At 67.9% G+C, this 25753-nt stretch carries 23 protein-coding genes and 3 pseudogenes; 10 read left to right on the top strand and 16 right to left on the bottom strand.

Annotated elements, in window-relative coordinates:
- Window positions 1–40: 40 nt before the first annotated feature.
- The 5 genes from ACW7GZ_RS10895 to ACW7GZ_RS10875 are packed head-to-tail and all read left to right on the top strand — an operon-like array spanning window position 41 to window position 5124.
- A complete protein-coding gene (locus ACW7GZ_RS10895) occupies window positions 41–661 on the top strand; it encodes an XrtA/PEP-CTERM system exopolysaccharide export protein (RefSeq protein ID WP_457002047.1) in 621 nt (206 codons plus the stop codon).
- The gene (locus ACW7GZ_RS10890; RefSeq protein WP_457009189.1) at window positions 661–2250 is read left to right on the top strand and encodes an XrtA system polysaccharide chain length determinant; all 1590 of its coding nucleotides are present in this window, start codon (window positions 661–663) and stop codon (window positions 2248–2250) included. The genes ACW7GZ_RS10895 and ACW7GZ_RS10890 overlap by 1 nt, the downstream gene beginning before the upstream one ends.
- The gene (locus ACW7GZ_RS10885; RefSeq protein ID WP_457002044.1) at window positions 2247–3011 is read left to right on the top strand and encodes a polysaccharide biosynthesis protein; all 765 of its coding nucleotides are present in this window, start codon (window positions 2247–2249) and stop codon (window positions 3009–3011) included. Before ACW7GZ_RS10890 ends, ACW7GZ_RS10885 begins: the two co-directional genes overlap by 4 nt.
- 23 nt (window positions 3012–3034) lie before the next feature.
- Window positions 3035–4360, top strand: coding sequence for a hypothetical protein (locus ACW7GZ_RS10880; RefSeq protein ID WP_457009187.1), 1326 nt, complete (start codon window positions 3035–3037; stop codon window positions 4358–4360).
- Entirely contained in the window at window positions 4357–5124 is a 768-nt protein-coding gene (locus ACW7GZ_RS10875) for an acyltransferase (protein WP_457002040.1), read from the top strand. Before ACW7GZ_RS10880 ends, ACW7GZ_RS10875 begins: the two co-directional genes overlap by 4 nt.
- 6 nt (window positions 5125–5130) lie before the next feature.
- Here ACW7GZ_RS10875 and ACW7GZ_RS10870 read toward each other — a convergent pair whose 3' ends face one another.
- From ACW7GZ_RS10870 to ACW7GZ_RS10820, 11 genes are all read right to left on the bottom strand, one after another.
- On the bottom strand, window positions 5131–6360 hold the full coding sequence (locus tag ACW7GZ_RS10870) for a pyridoxal-dependent decarboxylase, exosortase A system-associated (protein WP_457009185.1): 1230 nt from the start codon (window positions 6358–6360) through the stop codon (window positions 5131–5133).
- Window positions 6357–7574 (bottom strand): glycosyltransferase family 4 protein, encoded by a 1218-nt coding sequence (locus ACW7GZ_RS10865; protein ID WP_457002037.1) that lies wholly within the window; start codon window positions 7572–7574, stop codon window positions 6357–6359. The genes ACW7GZ_RS10870 and ACW7GZ_RS10865 overlap by 4 nt, the downstream gene beginning before the upstream one ends.
- 4 nt (window positions 7575–7578) lie before the next feature.
- Window positions 7579–8796, bottom strand: a complete 1218-nt coding sequence (locus ACW7GZ_RS10860; RefSeq protein WP_457002035.1) for a GNAT family N-acetyltransferase — start codon at window positions 8794–8796, stop codon at window positions 7579–7581.
- A 3-nt stretch (window positions 8797–8799) separates the two neighbouring features.
- On the bottom strand, window positions 8800–9885 hold the full coding sequence (locus tag ACW7GZ_RS10855) for a hypothetical protein (protein WP_457009183.1): 1086 nt from the start codon (window positions 9883–9885) through the stop codon (window positions 8800–8802).
- Window positions 9882–10874, bottom strand: a complete 993-nt coding sequence (gene nadE, locus ACW7GZ_RS10850; protein WP_457002032.1) for an NAD(+) synthase — start codon at window positions 10872–10874, stop codon at window positions 9882–9884. Before nadE ends, ACW7GZ_RS10855 begins: the two co-directional genes overlap by 4 nt.
- Window positions 10871–12391, bottom strand: a complete 1521-nt coding sequence (locus ACW7GZ_RS10845) for a class I adenylate-forming enzyme family protein (RefSeq protein WP_457009181.1) — start codon at window positions 12389–12391, stop codon at window positions 10871–10873. Before ACW7GZ_RS10845 ends, nadE begins: the two co-directional genes overlap by 4 nt.
- Window positions 12388–12645, bottom strand: a complete 258-nt coding sequence (locus tag ACW7GZ_RS10840) for an acyl carrier protein (protein WP_457002029.1) — start codon at window positions 12643–12645, stop codon at window positions 12388–12390. Before ACW7GZ_RS10840 ends, ACW7GZ_RS10845 begins: the two co-directional genes overlap by 4 nt.
- A 115-nt stretch (window positions 12646–12760) precedes the next feature.
- The gene (locus tag ACW7GZ_RS10835; RefSeq protein WP_457002028.1) at window positions 12761–13969 is read right to left on the bottom strand and encodes a glycosyltransferase; all 1209 of its coding nucleotides are present in this window, start codon (window positions 13967–13969) and stop codon (window positions 12761–12763) included.
- Window positions 13966–15315: an O-antigen ligase family protein gene (locus ACW7GZ_RS10830; RefSeq protein WP_457009179.1), complete on the bottom strand. Its 1350-nt coding sequence runs from the start codon at window positions 15313–15315 to the stop codon at window positions 13966–13968. The genes ACW7GZ_RS10835 and ACW7GZ_RS10830 overlap by 4 nt, the downstream gene beginning before the upstream one ends.
- 7 nt (window positions 15316–15322) lie before the next feature.
- The gene (locus ACW7GZ_RS10825; RefSeq protein WP_457009177.1) at window positions 15323–16447 is read right to left on the bottom strand and encodes a glycosyltransferase family 2 protein; all 1125 of its coding nucleotides are present in this window, start codon (window positions 16445–16447) and stop codon (window positions 15323–15325) included.
- Window positions 16444–17955, bottom strand: a complete 1512-nt coding sequence (locus ACW7GZ_RS10820) for a lipopolysaccharide biosynthesis protein (protein WP_457009612.1) — start codon at window positions 17953–17955, stop codon at window positions 16444–16446. Before ACW7GZ_RS10820 ends, ACW7GZ_RS10825 begins: the two co-directional genes overlap by 4 nt.
- Window positions 17956–18198: 243 nt before the next feature.
- Between ACW7GZ_RS10820 and ACW7GZ_RS10815 the strand changes: the two genes are divergently transcribed.
- Together ACW7GZ_RS10815 and ACW7GZ_RS10810 are read left to right on the top strand one after the other, a co-directional pair.
- Window positions 18199–18987: a class I SAM-dependent methyltransferase gene (locus tag ACW7GZ_RS10815; RefSeq protein ID WP_457009175.1), complete on the top strand. Its 789-nt coding sequence runs from the start codon at window positions 18199–18201 to the stop codon at window positions 18985–18987.
- 11 nt (window positions 18988–18998) lie between these two features.
- On the top strand, window positions 18999–20186 hold the full coding sequence (locus tag ACW7GZ_RS10810; protein ID WP_457009173.1) for a glycosyltransferase: 1188 nt from the start codon (window positions 18999–19001) through the stop codon (window positions 20184–20186).
- A gap of 254 nt (window positions 20187–20440) precedes the next feature.
- On the opposite strand, the gene ACW7GZ_RS10805 is transcribed toward ACW7GZ_RS10810, so the two are convergent.
- From ACW7GZ_RS10805 to ACW7GZ_RS10795, 3 genes and pseudogenes are all read right to left on the bottom strand, one after another.
- Window positions 20441–21553: a hypothetical protein gene (locus ACW7GZ_RS10805; RefSeq protein WP_457002019.1), complete on the bottom strand. Its 1113-nt coding sequence runs from the start codon at window positions 21551–21553 to the stop codon at window positions 20441–20443.
- Window positions 21550–21990 carry a hypothetical protein gene (locus ACW7GZ_RS10800; protein WP_457002017.1) on the bottom strand — a complete coding sequence of 147 codons (441 nt, stop codon included), beginning with the start codon at window positions 21988–21990 and terminating at the stop codon, window positions 21550–21552. Before ACW7GZ_RS10800 ends, ACW7GZ_RS10805 begins: the two co-directional genes overlap by 4 nt.
- Before the next feature lie 151 nt (window positions 21991–22141).
- Window positions 22142–22452 (bottom strand): annotated as a pseudogene (locus ACW7GZ_RS10795) (DUF1153 domain-containing protein); the annotation flags it as partial.
- A gap of 104 nt (window positions 22453–22556) precedes the next feature.
- Here ACW7GZ_RS10795 and ACW7GZ_RS10790 point away from each other — a divergent pair.
- A pseudogene (locus tag ACW7GZ_RS10790) lies at window positions 22557–22946 on the top strand (formylglycine-generating enzyme family protein); the annotation flags it as partial.
- A 72-nt stretch (window positions 22947–23018) separates the two neighbouring features.
- On the opposite strand, the gene ACW7GZ_RS10785 reads toward ACW7GZ_RS10790, so the two are convergent.
- On the bottom strand, window positions 23019–23906 hold the full coding sequence (locus tag ACW7GZ_RS10785) for a DUF6708 domain-containing protein (RefSeq protein ID WP_457009171.1): 888 nt from the start codon (window positions 23904–23906) through the stop codon (window positions 23019–23021).
- 4 nt (window positions 23907–23910) lie between these two features.
- A complete protein-coding gene (locus ACW7GZ_RS10780) occupies window positions 23911–24510 on the bottom strand; it encodes a hypothetical protein (protein ID WP_457009169.1) in 600 nt (199 codons plus the stop codon).
- A gap of 86 nt (window positions 24511–24596) precedes the next feature.
- On the opposite strand from ACW7GZ_RS10780, the gene ACW7GZ_RS10775 reads away from it, so the two are divergent.
- Both ACW7GZ_RS10775 and ACW7GZ_RS10770 read left to right on the top strand, forming a co-directional pair.
- The gene (locus ACW7GZ_RS10775; protein ID WP_457009167.1) at window positions 24597–24728 is read left to right on the top strand and encodes a transposase; all 132 of its coding nucleotides are present in this window, start codon (window positions 24597–24599) and stop codon (window positions 24726–24728) included.
- 9 nt (window positions 24729–24737) lie between these two features.
- Window positions 24738–25364: pseudogene (locus ACW7GZ_RS10770) on the top strand (IS3 family transposase); the annotation flags it as partial.
- Window positions 25365–25753: the final 389 nt, after the last annotated feature.

Raw genomic sequence — 25753 nt, 5'->3', positions numbered from 1 at the left:
CGTTGTATCTGGCAACCCGCCACACGTGGAAACCCCGCCGATGACCGCGCTCCGCATGATCGCCACACTCGCGCTTGCCGCCCTGATGGGCGCATGCGCGTCGTCCCGCGGCATCACCGATGTCCCACCCGACCAGCCCCAGGCCGCCGTCGGTGAGTATCTGATCGGCGTCGACGACATCGTCCAGGTGACCGTGTGGCGCAACCCCGAGCTGGGGATCACGGTCCCGGTGCGCCCGGACGGCCGGATCTCCGTGCCGCTGGTCGGCGACGTGGTCGCCGGCGGGCTGGCACCCGCCGCCGTGGCGGCCGACATCCAGGACAAGCTCTCGGCCTTCGTGCGCGACCCGCAGGTGGCGGTGATCCTCACCGACCTGCGCAGCCACGAATACCTCTCGCGCGTCCGCGTCACCGGTGCCGTGCGCCAGCCGGTCTCGATCCCCTTCCGCCAGGGCATGACCGTGCTTGACGCGGTGCTCGCGGCCGGCGGCGTCAACGAGTTCGCGGCCTCCGACCGCGCCGCGCTGTACCGCCGCACCGGCGACGACTCCACCACGACCTACGCCGTGCGCCTGGACCGGATCCTCGACCGCGGCGACCTGGCCAGCAACCACCGCGTGGCACCCGGCGACGTGATCACCATTCCCGAGCGCGCATTCTGATGGCGTCCCACGCACTGGCCGCACCCCGGCGCCCCGGTGGCCCGCCCTCCAGCGTTCCCGACCTGGCACCCACCGAACTGCTCCCGATCCTGCTGCGCGAGGCGCGGGCGCGGATCATGCTGCTGGTCTCGATCTTCACCGCGATCGCGCTGCTGACCCTGGTCGTCGGCCTGTTCGTGATCCCGCGCAACTACACCTCTTCGGTGACGATCCTGGCCCAGGACAGCGACATCATCCAGCCGCTGCTGGAAGGGCGGGCGGTTCCCACCGGCGTGTCCGACCGCGCCGGCATGGCGCGCCAGATCATCTACGGCCGCAAGGTGCTGGGCGAAGCCCTGGCGGTTGGCGGCTGGCTCCAGGGCGATCCCTCGCCGATCGAGCAGGACCGGCTGATGGAGGACATCCGCAACCGCACGCTGATCGAGAGTCCGCGGCCCGAGCTGGTGCAGATCAGCTATCGCGATCGGGACCCCGAGCGCGCCTTTGCGCTCGCGGCGACCTTCGGCGACATGTTCATGAAGGAGGCCGCTGCAGCCAAGCAGCGCGAAAGCCGCGAGGCCTACGAGTTCATCGACAGCCAGGTGCAGGGATACCACGCCAAGCTTTCGAGCGCCGAGGGCAACCTGCAGGACTACCAGTCGCGCAACGTCGACGCCCAGCCGGGAAGCGCCGCCGACTCCACCACCCGGATCGGTGCACTGCGCACCCAGCTCGAGCAGACGCGCATGGCCCTGCTCGAGCAGGAGTCGCGCGAATCGTCGATCGCCGCCCAGCTGTCGGGAGAGTCTGCGGTGACTGCGGTGCAGACGCGCGAGAACCTTTACCGCACGCGCCTGATCGAGCTCCAGTCCGAACGCGACCGGCTGCTGCTGGCGTACACCGAGCAGCACCCGGACGTGCTGCGCCTGAGCCACCAGATCGACGACATCACCCGAATGCTCGCCGACGAGCGGGACCGCCGCGAGGCGCCCGGCGCGGCCGGCACGCTGTCCGATGAAGCCCAGGCCAATCCGCTCTACCAGGAGCTGCGCAGCCAGCTGTCGCAGGCCCGCCGGGAGACCGCAGCCACCCGTTCGCGGCTGCAGATCGCGCAATCGCTGCTCGACGACGAACTCGACCGCAGCCGGCGGATCGCGGCGTCGGAAGGCGCGCTGGCCGAGTTGACCCGCGACTACGAGGTCAACCGCGAGATCTACCAGGACCTGCTGCGCCGGCGCGAGAACGCGCGTGTCTCGATGGGCCTCGACCAGGAAAACCGCGGCCTCACGCTGCGCATCCAGGACCCGGCGATCATGCCGCTGCGGCCTTCAGGCCTGCGCTTCATGCACATCGCGGCGGTCGGCCTGCTGATCGCCATCGCGTTGCCGCTGATGCTGGTGTTCGCGGTCGCCCGCTTCGACCCGCGCGTGCGCTCGCAGCACCTCATCGTCAAGCATGCCAGCCTGCCGCTGCTGACCACCGTGCCGGCCTACCCGACGCCGGGCGAACGCCGCCGCGAATACTTCTCCGTGGCCTTCGCCATCGCCATGCTCGGCTCGGTGGCGCTGGTCTATGTCCTCACCTACGCATACAGGGTCGTGGCCGCATGAACTCCGCATCGATGATCGAACCGCAGCGCGGCGCGCATGCCCTGGCCGAAGCCGTCGGCACGCCACCGAAGGAGGCCTCGCGCAGCCTGGCCCGCGTCCAGCCGCAGCCGTTTTCGCCGCGCGCGCTCGAAGAGCGCCGGCTGATCCACCGCCAGGACTCCGTGCGCGTCCAGGCCGACGCCTTCCGCGACCTGCGCACGCGCCTGCTCAACCTGCGCGGCAACCAGAACTTCATCACCCTGGTGGCGCCGGTGGCGCACAACTGCGGCGGCAGCTTCGTGGCACGCAATCTCGCGCTGGCGTTCGCCTTCGACGAAGCCAAGACCGCGCTGCTGGTCGATTGCGACGCCCTGCACCCGAGCCAGCACATCGCGCTGGCCGCGGGCAGCGACAACTGCGGGCTGATGGACTACCTCGGCGGCGGCATCGACGACCTCGACGACATCCAGTACTCCACCGGGATCCCGCGCCTGCAGCTGATCCCCAACGGCAGCGTGCGCGAGATCGCCGGCGAGTATTTCACCTCGGCGCGCGCGCGGACGATGATCGACTCGCTACGACAGGCAGATCCCAACCGCTACATCATCCTGGACGCGCCGTCGGCGCTGAATTCGCCCGACGCCCGCATCCTCTCCGACCTTGCCGACGTGGTGGTGCTGGTGACCGGCTACGGCAAGGCCACGCTGGAGGCGATCGAGAAGGCCGCCGCCAACTTCGACCCGGCCAAGCTCGCGGGCATCGTGTTCAACGACAACCATTGACCCGCCATTCGGGAAGAACCGCCATGGGAACGTCCAGCTTCCGGGTTTCGCTGATCGCCGCCGCGGTGGCCGCGGCGGTGTCGCTCGTCGCGCCGCCCTCCGCGCGGGCGGCGCGCATCGACTACGTGGTCGACGCGGGCGTCGAGCACGACGACAACGTCCGCGTGTCCGCCGTCGATGCCGACGCCCAGCGGATCCTGCGCGCGGGCCTAGGCGTCCTGGTGACCCAGGAAGGCTCCACGCTGCAGGCCGTGGTGGCCGGCCGCGCCGACTACCGGGAATTCGACGGCGGCATCGACGACGGCGTCGAGGGCATGCTTTCGGCCTACCTCAACTGGGTCATCATCCCCGACCGCCTGAGCTTCACGGTCCAGGACGAGCTCGAACTCCAGGCGGTCGACCGCTTCGCCGCCGATTCACCCGACAACAGGCAGCAGGTCAACGTGCTCTCGCTGGGGCCGAACTTCCTGTTCAACGTCGGGCGCACGCTGCAGGGACGCGTGGAGGCACGCTACATCGACTCCGATGCCGAGATCACCGACGAGTTCAACTCGAACCGGGTCGGCGCCGCGCTGCGCCTGACCAAGGCCCTGGACGAAGGCAGCGACCTGGGCTTCAACGCGCAGTGGACCGATGTCGACTACGACTACGACCTCGCCGCGCGCGACCACGAGCGCACCGACGTCTACGCCAGCTACGTGCGCACCCGGGCCAACATCGATTACACCGTCGACGCCGGCTACTCGCGACTCGACTACGACGACGGCGACCGCCGCAACGGCCCCCTGCTCCGCGTCGAGGCCGGCTGGCGCCCGAGCGAACGCAGCCGCCTGTCGCTGATGCTGCTCAACCAGTTCTCCGATGCGGCCGACGCGGCCCTGTTCGACGGTGTCACCGGCAGGCCCGAGGCCTCGGTGCCCGGAAGCGTGCTGGTCGATGGCCGCACCGTCATCCCCTCGGCCTACCGCGAGCAACGCCTCGCGCTGGCCTGGGACCACGCCGGTGATCGCGTCGGCTGGCGGCTCGAACCCTACATCCAGCGCCTGCGCTACATGGATGCGCTCGCGCCCGACGAAGAGGCGCGGGGCGTGTTCGCCGGCGCGGACTACCGCATCAGCCCGACGATGACCCTCTCCGGCTGGGCCAGCGCCGAACGCACCGAATACCGGCCCCTTGGTGCCAGCGACGACACCCGCCGTGCCGGCCTCGCGCTCGAAAAGCGCTGGACGCGCCACTGGAGCACCTCGCTCAGCTACTACCGCTACGAGCGCGACAGCGAAGTGTTCGACAACGAAGTGCGGCAGAACGTCTGGTACCTCTGGATGTCGTACCGGAACCGCCCGCTGTGAGCACGCTTGCCACGGTCCGCCACTGGGCGCGGACCTCAGCCCACCCCGCCGCCGCCGCCGCGCGGCGGACGCGCGGCCTTGCCCGCGGACTGACGCTGCCCGCGCCGCGCATCCTGGTCCTTCCCTACCTCTGGCTGTTCCTCGGCGTGCGCGGGCTGCTGTTCTTCCTGCGCCGCGTCTTCGTGGCCGAGCCGCTGTTCAAGGCCTACTGCAGCCGCGTCGGCCGCGGCGTGACCACCGGCATCCACGTGCCATGGGTCCAGGGCGCCGGCGACCTCGTGGTCGGCGACCACGTCCGCATCAGCGGGAAGATCTCGATCAGCTACGCCGCAAGCTTCACCAGCCGGCCGCGCCTGGAAATCGGCGACCACTCCGACATCGCCCACGACACGCGATTCGTGGTCGGGCGCGAGATCCGCCTGGGTCGCCACGTGCAGGTTGCCGGCGGCGTGACCTTCCGCGACTCCGGCGGCCACCCCACCGATCCCGAGCGCCGCCGCCTGGGCAGCGCCCCCGATCCCGACGACGTGAAACCGGTGGTGGTCCACGACCATGCCTGGATCGGCTCGGGCGTGCTGGTGATGCCGGGCACCGAGATCGGCGAAGGCGCGATCGTGTCCGCGCACGCGGTGGTCTCGGGAAAGATCGCGCCCTACAGCATCGTCGCCGGCAATCCGGCGCGGCGCATCGGCATGGTCCAGCAGCCCGGCACGGCCGCCGCCGCCCCGGCCGCAGTACCAGCTACCGCACCGGCAACCGCCTGACAGGCTTCAGACCAACGCCTCCGCGGCGTCGGGATGGCCGAGGAAGTCACGCGGGCTGGCGCTGCGCCCGTAGGCACCGGACTGGAACACCACCACCAGGTCGCCCGGCTCCGCGACGCCCAGCTCCATCCGGTCGCCAAGCAGGTCCAGCGGGGTGCACAGCGGGCCGACCACGCTGGCGGTCTCGAAGGCGCCGGGGCGGCCGTTGACCGCCACCGGGTAGTTGCGGCGCATGACCTGCCCGAAGTTGCCCGATGCCGCCAGGTGGTGGTGCATGCCGCCGTCGACCACCAGGAACACCTGGCCGCGCGATATCTTGCGATCGACCACGCGCGACACGTACAGGCCCGAATCTCCCACCAGGTAGCGGCCGAGTTCGATCACCAGGTGCGCGCCCGGGGCGTCGTCGCGAAGACGCGCGGCCAGGCCGGCCAGGTTTTCGGCCACCGGACCGACATCCAGCACCGACTCGTTCGCGGCATAGGGGATCCCGAAGCCGCCCCCGAGGTTCAGGCTGCGCAGCGGTGCCGGCAGCAGGCCGGCCCACTCCATGGCCAGGTCATAGCTGCGCGACTGCGCCTCGACGATGGCCGCGTGGCGCAGGTTCTGCGAGCCGGCGAACATGTGGAAGCCCTCGAAGGCCAGGCCCGCCGCGGCGATCGCGCGCAGAGCGGCGGGAACCTCCTCGGCATCGATGCCGAACTGCCGCGCGCCGCCGGTCATCTTCATGCCGGAGGCCTTGAGTTCGAACGGCAGGTTGACGCGCAGCGCCACGCGCGCAGGCGTGCCGGTGGCCGCGGCGGCACGCGCCAGGATGTCGATCTCACGGAAGGACTCGACATTGACCAGCACGCCGGCCGCCTGGGCCTGGGCGAGCTCGGCGTCGGACTTGCCCGGGCCCGCGAAGGACACCTGCACGGGATCCGCGCCGGCATCCAGGGCCACGCGGAGTTCGCCGGCCGATGCGACGTCGATCCCGTCGGCCAGGCGCGCCATGTGGCCGACCAGCGCCGGCATCGGGTTGGCCTTCATCGCGTAGTGCACGCGGACGCTGTCCGGCAGGGCCGCGCGCAGGGCGTGCATTCTGTCGGCGATGCGCCCGCGGTCATAGAGGTAGCAGGGCGTGCGGCCGACCTCGGCCACCACCCGCGACAGCGGCCGGCCGCCGACCATCAGTTCACCGGCGGCGTCGACGGGCCAGGAAGGCGTGCCCGGGCGGGCGTGTTCGTTGTTCAAGTCGTACGGTCCCGTGTTGCCTGCAGGCGACGGTGGAAGTCCACCAGCTGCAGGATGTTGTTACGCCACTGGTGGCGCTCGGCCACGCGCCGGCGGGCATTGCCGCCCACGCGCGCGAGGTCTTCGGGCGCGCGGCTGCGCGCGATGACGGCGTCGACCGCCGCGTCGAGGTTCCCGGCCGGGAACATCCAACCGGTCGTGCCCTCGTCCAGCACCTCGCGGATCGGCTCGAAGTCCGGCGCCACCGGTGGCACGGCGCAGGCCATGAACTCGAACAGCTTCACCGGGGAGGTGTAGTCGCCGGCACTCGGCAGGATCGCCATGTCCATCGCCGACAGCAGCCCGGGCACCTCGTCGTGGGCGACGCGGCCGGTCAGCACGACCTGCCGCGACAGCCCGCGTTCCTCCACGAAGGCGCGCAGCGCGGGATACGTCGCGCCGTCGCCGACCAGCAGCAGCTTCAGGCCGGGCGCAGATGCGAGGCGACCGGCGATCCGGTGCACAAAGGCATCGATGGCGTGCCAGGGCACGAACGCACCGAGGTAGCCGCAGACCACGCTGCCTTCCAGTCCCAGGCGCTCGCGCGCCTGCGAGCGCTGCTCCGCGGTGAACGAGAACTTCGCGATGTCGGCCGCGTTCGGCGTGACGATCGCCGGGGCCATGTCCGGATGCGCCGCGCGCGCGCGGTCGCGGAACACGCTGGACACGAAGACCAGGCCGTCGGCGTCGCGGAAGGCGCGGCGTTCGATCGCCATGGCCAGGCGGCGCAGCGACAGCGGGCGCACGCGCTCGACGATGGCCGAGTCGTTGACTTCCAGGATGATCGGGACGCCGCTGCGCCGCGCCAGCCAGATCGTGGCGTACATGAACAGCGAATAGCGCTCGTAGATGAAGTCGACGTCGGGGTTGCGCCGGAGCCAGCCGCGCACGCGCCAGCCGGCCACCAGGTTGTAGGCGAGCTCGACGAGCTCGAACACCGGCTCGGGCAGCCCGGTCACCAGCTTCATCCACGGCCGGGCCTGCCGCGTCGGTGACATCGCCCCGGGCGAAGCATAGGGATCCGCGCCGGGCAGCGAGACCACGTCCACGTCCACGCCTTCGCGGCGCAGCGCATCGGTGATGCCACGGATATGCACGCCCTCCACCGCCTTGCCCTGGGTGCGATGGTGGTAAAGCACCTTGCGCACGCTTGCCGCCGCGTTGACCGCGTCCATGGCCTCAGGCCTCCTGCGTGGATGGCGTCATCGCCAGGGCTTCGCCGAGGGGGACCCCGAGGGTCCCGCGCTGCGCAAGCCCGGCGCCGATGCGCTCGGCCGTGGCGCGCATGCCCGATCGGCGCACGTCGATCGAATGCAGCATGTGCTCCGTGCTCGACAGCCTGCGCTTGTATTCCTGGTCGCCGGCGAGGAAATCGAAGGCCGACTCGCCGGCCGCCGCGGCCTGCTCGACCGCGGCGTACAGCGAGGCGATGCCCGGCCGGTCATGGCGCTGCAGCAGACCGTAGTTCATCCCCGCGTTGTAGTAGTAGACATTGCCCTGCCAGCCGAGGTTGTAGAGATAGCCGACCAGCGCGTCGCCGGCGGTCACGCGGACGATGCGCGCGAAGCCATCGTCGCTGGAACGCTCGATCAGCGTGCGGTGGAAGCGGCGGAAGAACGGGCTCGCGAAGCAGCCGCCGGCCCCGCGGGACTGCCAGTGCTGCGTGTGGAGTTGCTCGAAGGCGTCGAACCAGTCCAGCGCAACGCGCACGTCCGCCGCCGTTTCGGCGCGCAGGGGCCCCAGGGACTCGTAGGCGCGCAGGGACTGTCGCAGCGAGCCGCGCACCTTGCGACCAAGCACTTCGAGATAGCCACCGGGCGCGTCGCGCACGGCTGCGAGGTCGACCTGGTAGCAGGGCCGCGAGCGCACGCTGGTCGCCTGCATGTCCTGCGGCAGCGCCGCGGCGATGGCCTCGCCTTGCGCCGAGGTGGAGATGCGCAGGCGACGCCAGTCCCGCGGCAGCAGGTCGAGTGCATCGAACAGTGAACGCCACGCGGCCGGCAGCCACCCGGGCCTGGCCAGCAGGCCTGCGTACTCGATGGTGATCTCGTCGATCCCGGCATCCCCGGTCTCCTGGAGATGCCACGAACGCCGCCCCAGCCAGCGCGCGCCGCCCTGCTCCGGAGCGTCCACCAGCAGCGCCAGCGCAGCCACGCCACCATGCGCGTCGCGTGCACGGAACACCATCGGCCGGATCCCGGCAGGCAGGTGCTCCAGCCATGTGGACACCCATTGCCAGCTTGCGAACGGCGAACAGGCAGCGACGTCCTGCAGTGCGATCCAGTCCGTGGCGAGGTCCGGACAACGCTCAAGCGGCAGCAGTTCACCGCGCAGCACGGCGTCCCTGCTCCAGTCGCCCGGCATCGACGCCTCGGGCTTGGCTTCATTGATCGGCATCGTTCAACCGTCCTGGTCGATATAGGTCAGATGTGGCGGCGGCGGATTGGCGTCCAGCGCCGGGTCGATCCAGCGTACGACCACCTGCTGGCCACCGCGGCTCTTGAAGCCGGACGCACGCCAGGGCGCGGCCGCATCGGCATCCATGGCCGCGCGCAGACCGATCGCCGCGTATCCCTGTCGCCGCGCCTCGCGCAGCAGTACGCGCAGCGACGGCAGCGCGATCCCGGCGCAGGCACCCGCCGACCAGAAATCGTGCACCTCGAGGATGTGCGGCCACGGCGGCTCGACGCCGCATGCGAACCACGCCTGCAAGCGTCCAGCGGCATCTTCCACCAGCAGGTAGCGGATGCGAATGCCAACGCCCTGGTCGAAGCGCCAACGCAGCATTGCTTCGTCGCGCACCGCCGTGAGCCGCGGATGGCGGGGCGTCGTGGACCAGACCACGTCCATCGCCGGGTCGACGTGGTCGACCCAGCGCGCCCGAAGTCGAGGCCCGGCCCGCAAACGCCAGGCCCTGGATACCGCGTCGCCGCCATCCACCGCCAGTCCCGCCAGGCGCGCCGGCATCGCCAACGGGCGCGGCAGGCGACGCGCCAGATAATGTCCGTGGCGGACTATGCGCACGCTGCGCTCCATGTCGGCCAAGGGGCGAAGGCCTGCACGCCTGAGCGCGGCACCGGCTCCCTGGCTCGCATTGGGTATGCCGTACACGAGGTCGAACCGATCCTGCGCGGCTTCGAGGACGGATTCGAGCAGCATCAGCGCCGGCCCGAGCGAGCGATGCGCGGGCTGGATCGCGAGGTGCGACAGCACGCCAGCCCGAAGCTCGCGCCCACCGGCGCGCATCTTGCGCGGGGCCAGGGCAAGCAGGCCGACGATGCCGTCGTCCACGTGCTCGACGAAGCGGAGCACCGGCCGCCCGAAGGGCGAGCGCAGGCAGATGGCGTCATAGCGCGCACCCAGGAGCGCATCGTCATCGCCGAGGCTGCCGCGCCAGGCTGCGATCGCGGCCTCGCGGCAATCGCCGATGTCTTCGCCGTCGCTGATCCGATACGCGGAGACGATGGGCGTCGACTCCAGGTTCAAGCCGCCACCTCCTCCAGCACCGTCGCCCCGCGCATGAGCAGCGGACGCTCGTGCAGGTAGCGCGTGGTACGTCGCTTGTTGCCGATGTCGACGTACACCGCGGCCGCCTGCTCCGTGCCGATGCCGAGCGCGCGCCCAAGCTCTTCCGCCGGGCGGTCGTGTTCCAGCGCCCAGAGGGCGAGGTCCATTTCACGATGGGGAAGCGCGAAGTAGAACTCGTCCTGGCCCTGCGCCAGGCTGTAGGTGTCCGTGGTCGGGACGGCCGCACAGACGCGTTCGGGAAGTCCGAGATGCCGCGCCATCGCATAGACCTGGGTCTTGTACAGGTGCGCGATCGGCTTCACGTCGGCCGAGCCGTCGCCATTCTTGACGAAGAAGCCCTGGTCGTATTCCAAGCGGTTTGGCGTACCCACGACCGCGTAGTTGAGGCGGTCGGCATGGTAGTACTCGATGGTCTTGCGGATGCGCTGCTTGTAGTTGGTGGCGGCCACGATCTGCAGGTATTCCGAAAGCCCCAGGACGCAGTCGTGCCGTCCGCCATCGGGATCTTCCGCCACCAGCCGGAACACGTTGATCCGGCCTTCGGTGCCGCCGTCGATCGCGATCTTGAAGCGCCAGCCTTCGCCGTAGCCCGGCAGCGCACGGCGCACCGCAGCGTCCCGCTCGCGGTAGCAGCCGATCGCCTCCAGTGCGGGCGCGATGTCGACCGTCTCCACGCGGATACCGAGATGCGAAGCCAGGACCCCGGCGCGTCCTGCACTGTCGTCGGAAGAGTCGCGCTCGGGCAGGATCAGGCCGACCACCCGCTCCGGCCCCAGCGCGCGCACCGCCAGCGCCGCGCAGCACGAGGAGTCGATGCCCCCGGAGATCGCGACCACCAGTCCGCGACGATGCAGTCGCCTGGCGGTGCTCTCGCGCAGCCAGGCGGCGATCCGGTCGGCCTCCGCTTCCAGGTCCATGTCCAGCACGTCGTAGCCCAGTTCGCTCACGGTGTCGCCTCCAGGTTCTCCGGCCGGGCCAGGCTGGCGCGCCTGACCTTGCCGGAAGCGGTGCGCGGCAGCGCGGACACGAAGTCGACGCGGCGCGGGATTTTGTAGGGGGCCAGTCGGCCGCGGCAGTGGGCGCGGATGGCGTTCTCGCAGAGGCCCGGGTCGCGCCTGACAACCCAGGCATGGACCACCTGGCCCAGGACCTCGTCCGCGACGCCCACCACCGCGACTTCGGCGATGCCGGCGTGTTCGAGAAGTGCTTCCTCGACGTCCAGCGGATGCACGCGATGCGCGCCGGTCTTGATCATGTCGCTGCGCCGGCCCGCCAGGAACAGGTAGCCTTCGGCGTCCATGCGGCCGAGGTCGCCGGTACGCAGCCACCCGTCGCGCAGGACCAGTGCGCTCGCGGCCGGGTCGCGCCAGTAGCCGCGCATGATCCCGGGGCCGGCGGCCCAGACCTCGCCTTCGACGCCGGCGGACACTGCGTTCCCGGCCTCGTCGCGGACCTGCAGGCGCACGTCGCGGATCGGCCGTCCGGCCGAGCCGGGCTTGTCGTCCAGGCGCGCCGGAGGCACCGAGGCCAGGCGCGCGGTGGCCTCGGTCTGGCCGTACATGATGTGCAGGCACACGCCCGGAAGCAGCTCGCGAAGACGTCCGGCCAGCGCCACCGTCATCGCTCCGCCGGCCTGGGTGAGATAGCGCAGGCGCGGCAGCGTGCGTCCCTCCAGCACACGGCGCTCGAGCAGCAGGGCGAAGGTCGAGGGCACCCCCGAAAACCCGGTGGCCGCTTCCCTCTCCAGCGTGCCGGCCACCAGGTGCGGGAACACCAGGTTGGGCTCGAGCACCACGCAGGCGCCGGCGGCAAGGTGCGTGTGCAGCACCGAGGCACCGTACGAATAGTAGAAAGGGAGGACGCTCACCGTGCAGTCGTCCGCGACCAGGCCGAGGTCCGCAACCACGGCGTCGACGTTGGCCACGACATTGGCGTGGGAAAGGGTCACGCCCTTGGGCGCACCGGTGGTGCCGGAGGTGTACATGATCATCGCGAGATCGCAGGCGGCACCGGACGCCCCCAGCGCTTTCGCCGGCGAAGGCGCCGCCGCTTCCGGCCAGGCCGCGTCGCTGCGTGGCCCCAGCAGCATCCGGCGACCAGGAGTGACGGTGGCCTCGAGCGCCGCCTCCGACTCCACATCGCCGGACGCGGCCAGCACCAGCGCCGGCTCGCAGTGCGCGAGCCATGCCGCGAGCTCGCGCCTGCTGGCCTGTGCGTTGAGCGGCACCACCACGGCACCGGCAAGCCAGACGCCATAGCAGGCCACCACCGCCTCGTAGCGATTGGGCAGTACCAGCGCCACGCGATCCCCGGGGACGACCCCACGTGCCTGCAGGACCCCGGCGAAGCGCAGCACCGACGCCGCCAGCGCGGCATAGTCCGCACGGCAATCGCCGTCGCCGATGGCAGCTGCCGACGGCCTGCGTGCCGCCGTGGCCAGCAGGCGGTCGGCAAGCGTGGTCACTGCACGCCGCCCGCCGCCTTGCGGCCAAGGAAGGTGCTGATGCTGTCGATGCTGTCGAAATTGGCCGGCACCATTTCCTCCGGGCTCACCCGGATGTCGTAGGCCGACTCGAGGAACTCGATCAGCTCCAGGATGCCCGTCGAGTCGACGATGCCGCCGCGGATCAGCGAGGTGTCGTCGGCAACGGCACCGCTGTCGTCGGTGAACAGGAAATTGTTCAGGATGAACGGCTTGATGGTCGCCTTGTAATCCATTGCGTCTCGTGCGCCTCGGTTGGGTGACGGGCTCCGGACGGCACGCCCGTGCACGCCGGATCTCCCCGTGTCGCCATGAAAGACGTAAATACCGGTGCGTACCGGACGGCACCGCTCAGCGCGGGCCTGCGGGCGTGGGGCCGGGAAGCCCGGCCGCGTGGGCCGCAAGCACGTCCGCACAGGCCGCGAAGGTCTCGCGCGCCACGTCGTCCCAGCTTCGCGCCATCGCCCGCGCGATCGACGCGTGGTCCCAGGAGCGGGCCAGCGCCTCGTCCAGCGCCTGCGCGAGCCGCGCCGGGTCGCGTGCCGGCACCAGGATCCCCGATCCGGAAGCAACGATCTCGCCTGCGCCGCCAACGTCGGTGGCAACCACCGGACACCCGCAGGCCAGCGCTTCCACGAGCACGTTCGGATAGCCCTCCGACCAGCTCGGCAACGTGAGCACGTTGGACGCCGCGATCCACTCCGCGACCTGCAGCGGCTCGAGGCCGCCGGTCATGCGCACGCGTGCCGCCAGGCCGCTCTCGGCCACCATTCGCGCAAGCCGTTCACGCATGACGCCATCGCCCACCAGGCCAAGCATGGCGTTCGGCTCCCGGACGTGGACCGCGGCGAACGCTTCGAGCAGCTCATGCATGCCCTTGGATTCGACCAGGCGGCCAACGTAGGTCACGAGCTTCGCCGCCGGGTCGATGCCCAGCTGCCTCCGCACCGTTTGCCGGTCGCGCGGATGGAACACCGCGGTGTCGACGCCGTTGACGATCGTGCTGACCATGCATGCATCCACGCCGAAATCGCTGATCACGGCCCGACGCATGGCTTGGCTCACGGTCAGCACCGCGTCGGCGCCATGGAGCGTCTTCCGGGTCAGCCAGGCCGCCATGCCCGAGCGCATGTGGATGTCGGAGCCGCGCGCGCCGACGATGCACGGCACGCCCAGCGCCCGTGCGGCACGCAGCGCCGCGTTGCCGTCGGGATAGATCCAGTAGCCGAGCACGATGTCGGGGGCGAAGCGTCGCAGCCGCGGCGCCAGCGCACGGCCACCAACGAAGCCGTTGCTTGCGCGCGACAGACCGGGAAAGCCCGGATAGGTGTAGGGCTCGAGGTCGATGCCATCGAGCGAGTAGCCGGGGTCGACGATTCCGCCGAGGAATGTCCTGGGCGCCAGTCCGGGCAGGCGCGGGTGGCGGACCTGCGGGAAGTACACGCGCACATCGGCCAGCCGCGAAAGTGCGCGCGCGGTCTCGTGGATGTAGCGGCCGCGCGCGAGGTCGTGCGGCACCGGGAGATTCGGCGTGACCAGCGCGATCCGCGGCCGGGTCACGACATCACCAGCAGGAGCCTGAGCAGCACGTAGAAGCCGACCGTGACCAGGCCCGCCAGCAGCACCCAGCGGATCACGTCGCCGCCAAGGCGGAAGGCAGGCATGGCCGGGAAGCGCTCGCGCACCGCGGTGGAGTGCGCGACCACCACCGCGGCCAGCAGGTAGAGCAGGATGATGTAGCTGCGGCTGAGGAAGAACGCCGTGGCCGCGAAGCCCGCCAGCGAGACCAGCAGGGCGGTCGCGATCGCGCGGTCACGGCGCCACTGCTCGACCAGGGCCGTGTCCCAGGCGGAGTCGGACGCCGCTGCCGCGCCGTCCCCGTCCCCGTCCCCGTCCCATGCCGGCGGCTGCCCCGGATAGCTGCCCGGCGGCGCCTGGCGCAGGATGCGGACCATCATCCAGAAGCAGTAGCCGATGAAAGCGAACCACAGCCCGAAGCCGATGATTCCGTTTTCGGCAAGCACCAGGACCAGCGAGTTGTGCGCGGTGAGATGGTGGTAATTGGTGAAGTTCCCGGTGCCGACGCCGTACAGCGGGCTGCCGATGAACATCTGGATGCCTTCGTACCAGGCTTCCACCCGGCCTGATGCCGATCGTTCCGCAACGTCGAGCTCGTTCAATCGCGAAGGCAGCAGCCGCATCGCCACCAGTCCCACCGCAGCCACGATCAGCGCGCTTGCCAGACCGCGCCGCACCCACAGGAAGACGCCCAGCATCGCCGCCACGGCCAGCATGCCGCCGCGGGAATTGGTGAGATAGATCCCGTAGAGCAGAAGCCCCGCCACGCCCAGCCACAGCATCCGGCGCAGCCCAAGCAGGCCGCCGCGACTGGCCAGGTACACGGCCATGGGCAGGCAGATCACGAACAGCATCGCAAGATCGTTGGGGTCGCTGAAGATCCCCAGGTACTGGATGCGGCCGTCGTCCACCAGCGGCATGCCGGTCCAGCCGACGCCAGTCGACTTCTGGTCCACGCCGTGCACTGCCATGAGCGCGGCGCTGGCAGTGAACACCACCATTACCCAGGTCATGCGCCTGGGCGTGGTGGTGGTATTGGCCAGGACCACGAAGGCCACCAGGCTGGGAGCGAACAGAGTGAAGTGCTCGACCGCGCCACCGACCCAACCGTTGAGCGCGATCGACAGCGATGTCATCACGACGAAGGCCGGCAGGATCAGGTACTGCGGTTCGTCGAAGCGCTTTTCACGCGAGCCCAGCCATGCCAGCAGGGCGCCGACCAGAGCGATCGGCAGCAGCGGAATGCCCGCCCCCGCCATCTGCGGATACTCCTGCGGGCGCACCAGCACCAGCAGCAGATAGAAGGCAATGCACAGGAAGGCGAACATCAGCCGGTCACCACAGGTGCAGCCTGCGGCCGCGCGCGAAGGCGAACGCAGCCTGCGCCGCGAACAGGTTCATGTGCACGAACGCCACGAGCATGCGCACCGGAAAGATTGCCGCAAGCATCGGCATGCGCGGAGCCAGCGCAACCAGCACAACCCCGATGGCGGCGGCGATCGCGCAGGCCAGGTAGAAAACATGGCCACGCGCCAGCACCAGCGCGGCGGCACCCATGGCCAGCAGCGCCCACGGCGCGGCCAGGCGCAGCAGCTTGTGTCCCACGAAGCGGAACCAGAGCGGGTTCCGCCTTGGATCCAGCAGCCACGGCGCAAGCTGCACCAGCTGCAGGTTTCCGGCCAGCGTGCGTACCTTGCGCACGCGCTCGCCGGCCGATGAATCCGAGGCGCGATCCCAGGCCACCGCGGCCGGCTGCCAGGTCACGCGCGCGCCCTGTGCGGCCACCTGCATGGGCACCAGCACATCATCGAGCACCGTTTCGGCCGGCAGCGGCCGGAACAACGCGCGGCGCATCGCATACAGCGCACCGCTGACGCCGACCACGGAGCCGCTGGCCGCCTCGGCCAGCCGGATCGACGACTCATAGCGCCAGTAGGCGTCGACGCTGGCCGCGAAGCCGGTGTCGGGATCCTCGAAACGAAGCTGCCCGCCCACGGCACCCACCGCCGGATCGGCCAGGTGCGCCACCAGCGCCCGCAGCGCGCCGGACTCGATCCGCTGGCGGACGTCGACCATCAACAGCACCTCGCCGGTCGCCGCCGCCACGGCGTCGTTCAGGCAGCTCGCCTTCCCGCGCCGCGGCGTGAACTCCAGCACGCGCACGCGCGCATCGTCGATGCCGCGCGCAGCGTCCGCCGTGCCGTCGCTGCAACCGTCGCAGGCGACCAGCACCTCGACGCGTTCGCCCGGATAGTCCAGCGCCAGCAGATTGCGCAGCTTGGTTGCGACGATGGCCTCGCCGTCATGCACCGGCACCACCACGCTTACCATCGGCAGCGGCGCCCCGGCGCGAGCGACGACCGGACGCGGCGCGATCCGGGCAAGCAGCAACATGCACAGTGGATAGCCGGCATAGGTGAATCCCACCAGGCCCACGCAGCTCCAGAACAGAAGAATCACGGCGCGACTCCACCGCCGGCAAGGCGCAGCGCCATGGTGCTTGCCCATGCACCCAGGCGGGGATATCGCTGGCCCAGGCCGGCGAGGATGCGGGCATCGTCCCTGCGCCATGCGCGATATCCCACGCTGGCCACGACATAGACCAGCACGTAGGCCGTGGCCGCCACGAGCCCGCCCCACGATCCGGGCAGCACCCGCACCAGCACCAGCGCCGGCAGCAACGCGGTAGCCGCCGCGGCCATCAGCCGGAGCAGTTCACGCCAGGGCATGCGCAAGGCCAGCAGCCGGGTGATGCCGACCCAGGTCACGGCGAACACCAGCATCCGCGATACCGCGTGTGCCAGCACGGCACCGGCCAGGCCATGGCGCGGCACCATGTAGATCGCCAGCGACGCGGTCACCACCAGCGACAGGACGACGAAGCCCACGCGCAGTTTCTGGTTGTCCGTGGTCGACAGCAGCGCGCCGAAGGCACCTTCGGCCAGCGTCAGTCCGCCAACCACCACCATCACCTGCAGCGGCAGCACGACCGCGCCGTAGGCATCGCCGTACAGCAGCACCACCAGCGCCGGCGCGGCCAGCGCTCCGGCACCGGCAAGCAGCAGGCCCAGCGCCGCGTAGTAGCGCACGGCCCCGGCCACGATGACGCCCGCGCGTTCGCCTCCACCCGAGCCGTAGGCATGCGACATCATTGGCATCAGCACCGTGCCCAGGCCGGAAGACAGCATGTCGATGCCGCCGCGGGTCAGCGCCGCCGCGATCGCGAAATAGCCCACCGCGGCGGCTCCCACGGTGCGGTTGAGCAACCAGGTTTCTATCGACTTGTTGCCCAGCGCCCACGCAAGCACCAGCAATACCGTCCACCACAGGTGACTGCGCACGCGGGGCTTCAGCACGGCATCCAGCGGCGTGTGATTGGGCAGCAGCACCGCGCGGCGACGCAGGCTCCGCCCGGCGATGGCATGCCCCGCACCCACGACCGCGAACAGCACGACATAGGATTCGAGTCCTGCTCCCGTCCACAGCAACAGGAGCACGGCGGCGATGTTGAACAGGCTCATCGCCACCGTGGCTCCGGCTTCGATGCCGTAGTGGCCATGACCCTTGGCGATCGAGACATCGAAGATGAACCAGGCCTTGCACATGCCGGCGACAAGCGTGGCGGCGGCGAACAGGCCCAGGCCCTCGCGCTCCCAGCCGGTGGGCTTGAACTGCGGCAGGAACACCAGGAAGGCGACGGCCACCAGCGCCGCGCTCGCGAGCTGGCGCCTTAGAAGCCAGCCGTGGACGCTTCCGGCAACCACTTCCGAACCCCGCCCAAGGCTTTCGGAGACGAAGCGGATGGCGGTCGTGGTGATGCCGTTGTTGGCCACCAGCACAAGCAGCCCCGCCAACCACACGACGTAGGCGTAGCGACCGAAATCATCGGGGCCCAGGGTGCGTGCGATGACTATGCTGGTGAGCATGCCCAGCGCGTAGGTGATGTAGGTCGATCCCGTGACCATCATCGCGCCCCGGAGCGCGGACACACCGCTGAAAAGCTGGTTCGACTGCTGGCGTGCCAAAGTAGTGATCGCTGGGCGAAAGGTGGCTGCCCTTGAGAACGTGCATGCGTCCGTGAACCGGCCACGACCACGCGGGCCAAAGCCTTCGAGCATGTCCCTCCCGGTGGCCTCTACGCGCCCGCATCCGCGTTCCATTACGGGGACACTCCAGGGAAGGCGCGGCCTGAAAAGGCCTGCGTCGGGAACATGTACTACGACGCATACAACCGCCAGGACATGGTTGACGACTTCGCTTCGCGCAGCCACCTCATGCCTGCGGAGTTCGCGGCGCTTGGCGAGGTCTGGCCATTGGTTCGTGGCGACATCCTCGACATCGGCGTGGGTGGTGGCCGCACCACGGGCTACCTGCGGGGCGTCGCCCGCAGCTACCGCGCGCTGGACATCTCCGAAAAAATGACCGAAGCCTGCCGTGCGCTGTACCCCGGGACCGAGGTCGGCGTCGGCGACGCGCGGACGCTGGACGGCCACCCCGACGCCGGCTACGACCTGGTGCTGTTCTCGTTCAACGGCATCGACTACATCGACCACGCGGAGCGGAGCCGGGTCCTGGCGGCGACGTACCGCGTCCTCCGTCCCGGCGGGGCGTTCGTCTACTCGTCGCACAACCTCGGGGTCCTCGGCGGGCATCCGCCGCCGGTCCAGCCTGCACGCCTGGTGCCGACGCTGGACCCGGTCCGCATGCTGGTCCGCAGCGCGCGGACGCTGGCCACGAACGTACGCAGGCGCCGCAACCGCAGGCGGCTGCAGGATCGGCAGTACTTCGCCGCGGACCATGCCGTGGTCAACGATGAAGGGTATGACCATTCCCTGCTCACCGTTTACGTCGACCCGGCCGCGGAGTGCGAGGCACTGGCCACCGCGGGCTTCGTGGACACGATGACGATCGACGCTCGCGGGGGCCGCGACCCCGGACGACACCTGGACCCGTGGGTCCATTACGTCACCCGCAAGCCCGCGGCCCGGGCGGGCGGGTGAGCGCAGCACCGATGGCCGCCACGCGACGCCTGCCCGGCGACGGGCGGCTCTCGATCCTGCACGTGGTCGACTCGCTCGAGTGCGGCGGGCTGGAGCGCGTGGTCGCGGATCTCTCGGTCGCGCAGCGCGACCACGGGCATTCGGTGGCGATCTTCAGCCTCACCGACGCGGCCGGCCTCGGGCCAGAGCTCGCCGCCGCCGGGATCGATGTGATCGAGGGCGGCAAGCGTCCGGGCTTCGACCTGGGCCCTTTGGCGCGGCTCGGGCGCGCGATGGCGGACAGGCGGATCGGGATCGTCCACAGCCACAACTTCGTACCCAACTACCATGCCGCTCTGGCCCTCGCCCTGCCCGGCCGCGCGCGCGCGGCGCTGGTCAACACCTGCCACAACATGGGGGCCCGGCTGTCCCGGCCGCGGCTGCGGGCGCTGTACCGTCTCTCGCTGATGCGCACCGCGCGCGTGGCCGGCGTCGGCGACCAGGTCGCGCACCACCTCGTCGAGCAGCGCCTGGCGCCTGCGTCGCGGGTGGCCGCGGTGCGCAACGGCGTCCCCGTGGGGCGCGCACCCGGCGACGCCGAGCGCGCCGCCGCCCGCGGCGCACTGGGGCTCGCGGCCGACGCGCTGGTGATCGGCTGCGTCGGCCGACTGGTCGAACTCAAGAACCATCGCCTGCTCCTGGAGCAGGTGCCGGCGCTGGCGGCGATGTTCCCCGACCTGCGCGTGCTCCTGGTCGGCGACGGCCCGATGCGCATGGTGCTCGAGGAGCAGGCCCGGGCGCTCGGCATCGCGGAGCGCGTGCAGTTCACCGGTGCCCGCGATGACGTCGCACGCCTGCTGCCCGCCATGGACGTGTTCGCCCTGCCCTCGCGCACCGAAGGCCTCTCGATCGCCCTGCTGGAAGCCTGCGCCGCGGCGTTGCCGGTACTGGCGAGTGATGTCGGCGGCAACCCGGAGATCGTGTGCCATGGCGGTACCGGCCTGCTGTTCCAGAGCGATGACGGCGCGGCGCTGCGCGCGGCGCTCGCACAGCTGCTTTCGGACCGGGCGCTGCGCGCGTCGCTTGGCGCGGCGGCGCGCGCATGGGTGGTCGCCAGCGCCTCGATCGAAGCCATGCGCGCGAGCTACGACGCGCTGTACGCGGAGGCGATTGGCGGGGTTGCAATGACCCAGCCGTTTCTGCTCAGGTCAGGCCGCTAGGGATGGTCTGAACAAGTCCTCCAAAGTGTGGTGAGATTGCCCCATCCTTGCAAGGCGCCCCTTCCAGGGCCCACTTCTTCCATCTCCGCCAGGAGCACTTCGCGTCGCGTGCGCTTCATTCTTGTTGGCGAATTCCGCGTCGCCGAAGCTCATCTGGTCCATGGTCGAAGCCGTCTTGCCGGAGTCGTTCAATCAAAGCACCCTTTCAGGGAATTTTTCAGACCTTCCCTAATCGACTCACGCTCGCCAGCCAGCTAAGAGAACATGTACTGAAAGAACAACTCATACGGCAACCATGTCCACAAAACCAGGCCGGCGACGAAAGACACGATGTAGAGTCGCTTCTCCTGCGGATGCAGGGTCCGCGTACTGACCTTGCTGGCAAACTCGGCCGGCACTGGCCCATCCGTCGACTCCTCCCAAGCAGTTCCGGACAGGTCGCTTTCGCTGAGCTGTGGCACCCAGCCAAGACGGCCGCCGATGAACGTGAAGATATACATCGGCCACCAGCCCGCGGTCCAAATCGGAACCAGCAACCACATCCATACCTTGCTTTCCTGGCTACGATCAGCCCAGTCATTGGTTGCGAACCAGAAGCTCAAGCGATGCTGCCTGTACTCCCTCCACAGGGGCAAGCGGATACCGCCCAGCAAGTAAATTTCGGGTAGGTTCTTCCAGTTTCCTTCCATGTAATCGCAGAGGAAGCGATAGTACATCGCGGCGATCTTGGAGCTGCCAACATGGAGCTTGATCTCGATCAGGTTTCGTGCATTGCAGCCACTATCTGCAGGCTGGACGAGGTGGAAATTTTCGACAAGTGATCCACCGGCCGCGTGTACAGTGCGGATTTGTTCAATATAGGGATGCAGATCGCTCCATCGCGCTTCGACACGCTTATTGCCCTGCAGCTGGGTGACCGTCCCAGCGCGACGATTGAATACGGTTGGCCGCGCAAACTCCTTCCTCACGAAAACGCGAATACAGCCACCTACTGCTGCAGTTGCCGCAGCAGCCGAGATCGACATAACTATAATCATAAACCAAGGGGATGAGATCAAACCCGCAGTATATCGACCCCACTCATCCAGAGTGATCGAAAGAAAAAAAACTGAGAGTCCTGCGCAAACGAGGGCCATGGATACGAGCATCCCAAATCCCAACGCGATTCCATCCGCATTAGGCAGGGTCTTCATCGCCGCCGGGTTCGCGCCCAGCACCAACTCGCCGGCGTAACCTTGTGACGCCCGCACCAACAGCGGATACATCGTCTGTTTCTGCTGCACCCGCAGCGGTCGGGTTCGATCAATGTCATAGCCTGGGCTGACCTCAGGCCTCAACCTGATGAACTCGTCCTGATCCTGACTCATGCTTTCGCGTCCGCTTGGGTAATCGCCTGCTTCATTCCACCTGCATCGGGCACGACCAGTTCGGGGTTGGTCGTGCGGTCGGGCCAGTAGCGCAGCTCAGCGCCCACACGCCGCAATTCGCCCTCGCTGTAAACGAGCTGCCAACGCGCGCCACCTTTGTCTGTACGGGACAGAACAGATCCCGTCGAAGGGGCTGATAGTCCCGGATTCCGGCCCGGGCTACCCAACAGCAACTTATTGTGATCAACGATCCCTGTGCCGGGTCGATCACCAGCAAGGCGACCTTCCTTAACTGTCAGCCGCCGGCCATCGCTCATTTCAAACCGGAAGATGTACTCGATCCAGCTCTCACTGGTGAGCTGTGGCGAATCTACTTCGACCACCACGGTGCCGCCAAGCCGGAGCCTGAAGATGCTAGCACCTTGTCGCCATTCCATCCTCAACTCAAGTGGCAGTGCGAAAACCTCCTCGAAGGCCCGAACCTCTTCGTCCCTGCTTGCATAAGCATCCGTCGTGCCTAGCTTGGACTTTCGCAGCCAGGTTTGCAGCGGGTTGTCGCGCCGACTTTCGCCTGCGAAAAGCAGTGCAGGTCTCGTCCTTGCCCAACAGGGACGCCAATTTTTTCGAGCGTGCAACTCCAGCATGGCCTTGCCGTAGGCTTCCTGCAGGTCCTTGAGCTGGCGCTCGTATTGATCACGAACGTCCTCGGGCTTGGCCCGCAGCGCGTTCTCCATGCCGCGCTTCCCCTCATCGACCCAGCTTTCGATCTCCGACGGGGTCAGGTCGAGTTGGCCGCTGGCCTCAGCTACTGTTGTCTTGCCCTGGATGATCTCCAGCACCAGCGCCGACTTCCGGCGGGCCGTCCAACGCTTGATTTCCTCTTCCATCATCACGCTCATAGGTGTCTTCTTCGAAAAATAGCACCTGAGCAGGAATTCAATGGGTCATTACAACGCCGACGCATGGAGCGAACTCCAACCCCACTGCGCCCGCGGACACTTCGTTGCAAGAACGCATCGAGACACTGAAGTCCAGGACATTGAAAGGCTTGGTCGAGATCAAGGGCGGCAGCTTCACCATGGGTGACTTCGGCCCAATCGACCCTCGCGTTGAAATGCCGTACACCGGCGAGCGCGACGAAGATGTACTGCGTGAGGTCACCCTGAGCAGCTTCGCCATGAGCGCCCTCAAAATCACCTACGCCGATTTCGATGTATTCACCGAGGCCACCGGGCGGCCGAAGGTAGCGCAGCAGGAGCTGGATCTAGCCTACCGCGATTTGCCTGGCATCCCCGCCGGGGTGAATTGGCAAGACGCGCAGGCCTATTGCCAATGGATCGGTCAGCAGATCGACAAACAGGTGGATCTACCTACGGAAGCACAGTGGGAATATGCGGCACGCAACCGTGGACAGATGGTCGTTTTGGCAACAGACAACGTCATAGTGGAGAATGGCCGACGATCCCTATGCCTGCTTCACCGTCCATTTTGCGAGCTCGGCTTCGCTCAGTGCCGGACCACCAGCTGCAGCAACGACGTGCGGCGGAAAATCCGGCAGCTTGTCGTAATTGGTCTTGCGCAATGTATCGCCCGGATTCAGCGGCGGGCCGCCTTCCTCCATATAGCGGCGGATGTGTTCCCACAGTTGCACCTGCGTCGTATCGCGCCAGGTGCCGGTTACGCCCAGATCCACCATCAGGTCCACTTGCGTGGGCTGTTTCGGCGTCGTGCAGAGCATCTGCATCACCGTCTCGGTGCGGGCAACAGTGCCGCCGGGCACGTCCAGCCGCCGGTAGGTACGGGTCTGCACGTCCTCCCAGCGATAGCTGCGTAGTTCGTCAGGCACGCCCTTTTCCCAGAATTTGAAGAAGCTCAATCGCTTGATCGGGAAGACATGGACTTCTCGCGTTTTACGATTGAACAGAACAGGGTGATCAGAAGGGCTGAAAAATCCTCTGCGAATAAATAGCACACACATCAAAAAAAGCGCCCCGCCGCCCAACATTGGAGTCATGATGAACCACAAAGGATCGCCGCGGAAAACACTCGAATATGCGGCAAAAAGTAGCAAAATTGGCCCAATCATAAGAATTGAGCCACCTACCCCTAAATACTTCCCCCCACCTTCGCCCTGAATTATGCCTACTTCGATGGCATCCGGACGAACGCGCACAACCGCATTATGCGTCAGCGGTTTGGCATGCACTGGTTGACGCTTGTCCTTCGGCATCACCCGCAGTGGGTTCTTCTTTGCGTACAGGTTGGTCTTCCGTTGCTTCTGGCTGAACTCCAGCTCCGGCTCCGGCTGCTTCCACTCCGGCACCAGCATGCCGTCATCGCGATCTTCGGACATCCGCTCAACTCTCCCTCAGGATCTGGTCCACCAACGGTATTTCCTCAGCCTCCGGGTCACCATAGATCACGACCTCGGCCCAGGCATCGCGATAGACATTCACATCCAGCTGCGCGGATAGTTCAACCGTCAAGACGTTATTCTTGCGCGCTTCCGTCGCTTCCGGCTCGACTGTCCCGATCTCATGCTTTAGTTGACTGCCGCGCCGCGCGTCGATGAGGGGCACGTTGCCGGGATGATGCGCGTAGTACGCCACCAACGCTTCTTTGTTGTCCACTTTTTTCGCGACGATGCGGATGGCCCAAGGCATGCTGGGCTCCAACACCTCGGGTAGCATCACCCGCGCCCAAGCTTCGCGGGTGATCTTAGGACCGACCGGCTCGCCGTTCCACAGTTCGCGTGCGGTCTCGATCGCGTTGCCAATCGGGTTCAATCCGCGCCTCGCCGCCCGACCGTAGTTGCCCCAATTGGTGAGCCGGCTGCGGAAGTCGAAATCCACCCGCACCCCGATCAGCAGCTTATTCAGCTCCTCCTGCTCACGTTTCAGGCTGCCCCATTTTTCCGGATAGCGGCCCCAGAAGGTTTGCCCCGCCCACTCCTCCATGGGGGTGCCCAGTAATGCGGCGATGAATCGCTCCGGCTTCTGTAGACACCTTGCAGCCCTGATTCACGGCAGCAGCAGGAGTGTCTATGAGCAGCAAGCGATACGCGGAAGAGTTCAGGATTGAAGCGGTCCGGCAGATCACCGATCGCGGCCACCCGGTGGCGGAGGTTGCCGCCCGGCTGGGTGTGTCCGTCCACAGCCTCTACACCCCGATGTAGAACCCGGGCGGCAAGCACCGGGTCGCCCGGCTGATGCGCGGTGAAGGGTTGCGAGCGCAGGTCGGCTATCGCCGCCGCCCCGGGATGCGTGGGGGCACGCCGGCCGTCGTCGCCGACAACCACCTGGCGCGGCAGTTCGCTCCGGAGGCGGAAAACCGCGCCTGGGTCAGCGACATCACCTACATTCCCACGCACGAAGGCTGGCTGTACCTGGCAGCGGTGATGGACCTGTTCTCGCGCAAGATCGCTGGCTGGGCCATGGGGCCAACCATGCACACCGATCTGGTGCTGCGGGCGTTGGTGATGGCGGTGTGGCGCCGCCAGCCGCCGGCCGGGTTGCTCGTGCATTCGGACTAGGGAACGCAGTACACCGGGCACGACTGGCAGGACTTCCTGAAGGCGCACGGCCTGGTCAGCAGCATGAGCCGGCGAGGCAACTGTCATGGCAACGCCGTCGCCGAGAGCTTCTTCCAGCTCCTCAAGCGTGAGCGCATCAAGCGCCGGATCTACGCGACCTGCGACGACGCCAGGTCCGATGTCTTCAACTACATCGAGATGTTCTACAACACCCGCAGGCAGCACGGTCACAACGACGGGCTGCCTCCGGTAGAGTTCGAAAGGCGGCAATCAATTTGAGGCTTCGAGGTGTCTAAAGAAGCCGGGGCGATTCAGTATCCCGTCCTTCACTGCTCGCAACAGTGCCTGCTGCTTGAACTCTGTTCTAAACCGCTTACGTTCTGCCTTTGTCACGGACTTTTTCCTGATCATCTCTCTCACCTCGGATTGCGATATTGAATCGCTTATCCGGGTGTCCGTGAGGATCATACGGGCCTTGACCGCGTGCTGCGGACTGGATGCGCCAGGGATGTGACTGCAGGTCGGCAAGCAGTCTGCCCGCGTCGCGGCGGCGCGCGGCCACGCCGGCGTTGACCTGATCCTGCCCCTGCTTCACGGACACCCGGATAAGCGATTAAATATCGCAATCCGAGGTGAGACAGATGACCAGGAAGAAGTCAGAGACGAAG

This window comes from Luteimonas sp. A537 (genome assembly GCF_054052065.1).
This window is presented reverse-complemented; position numbering and strand designations above follow the sequence as displayed.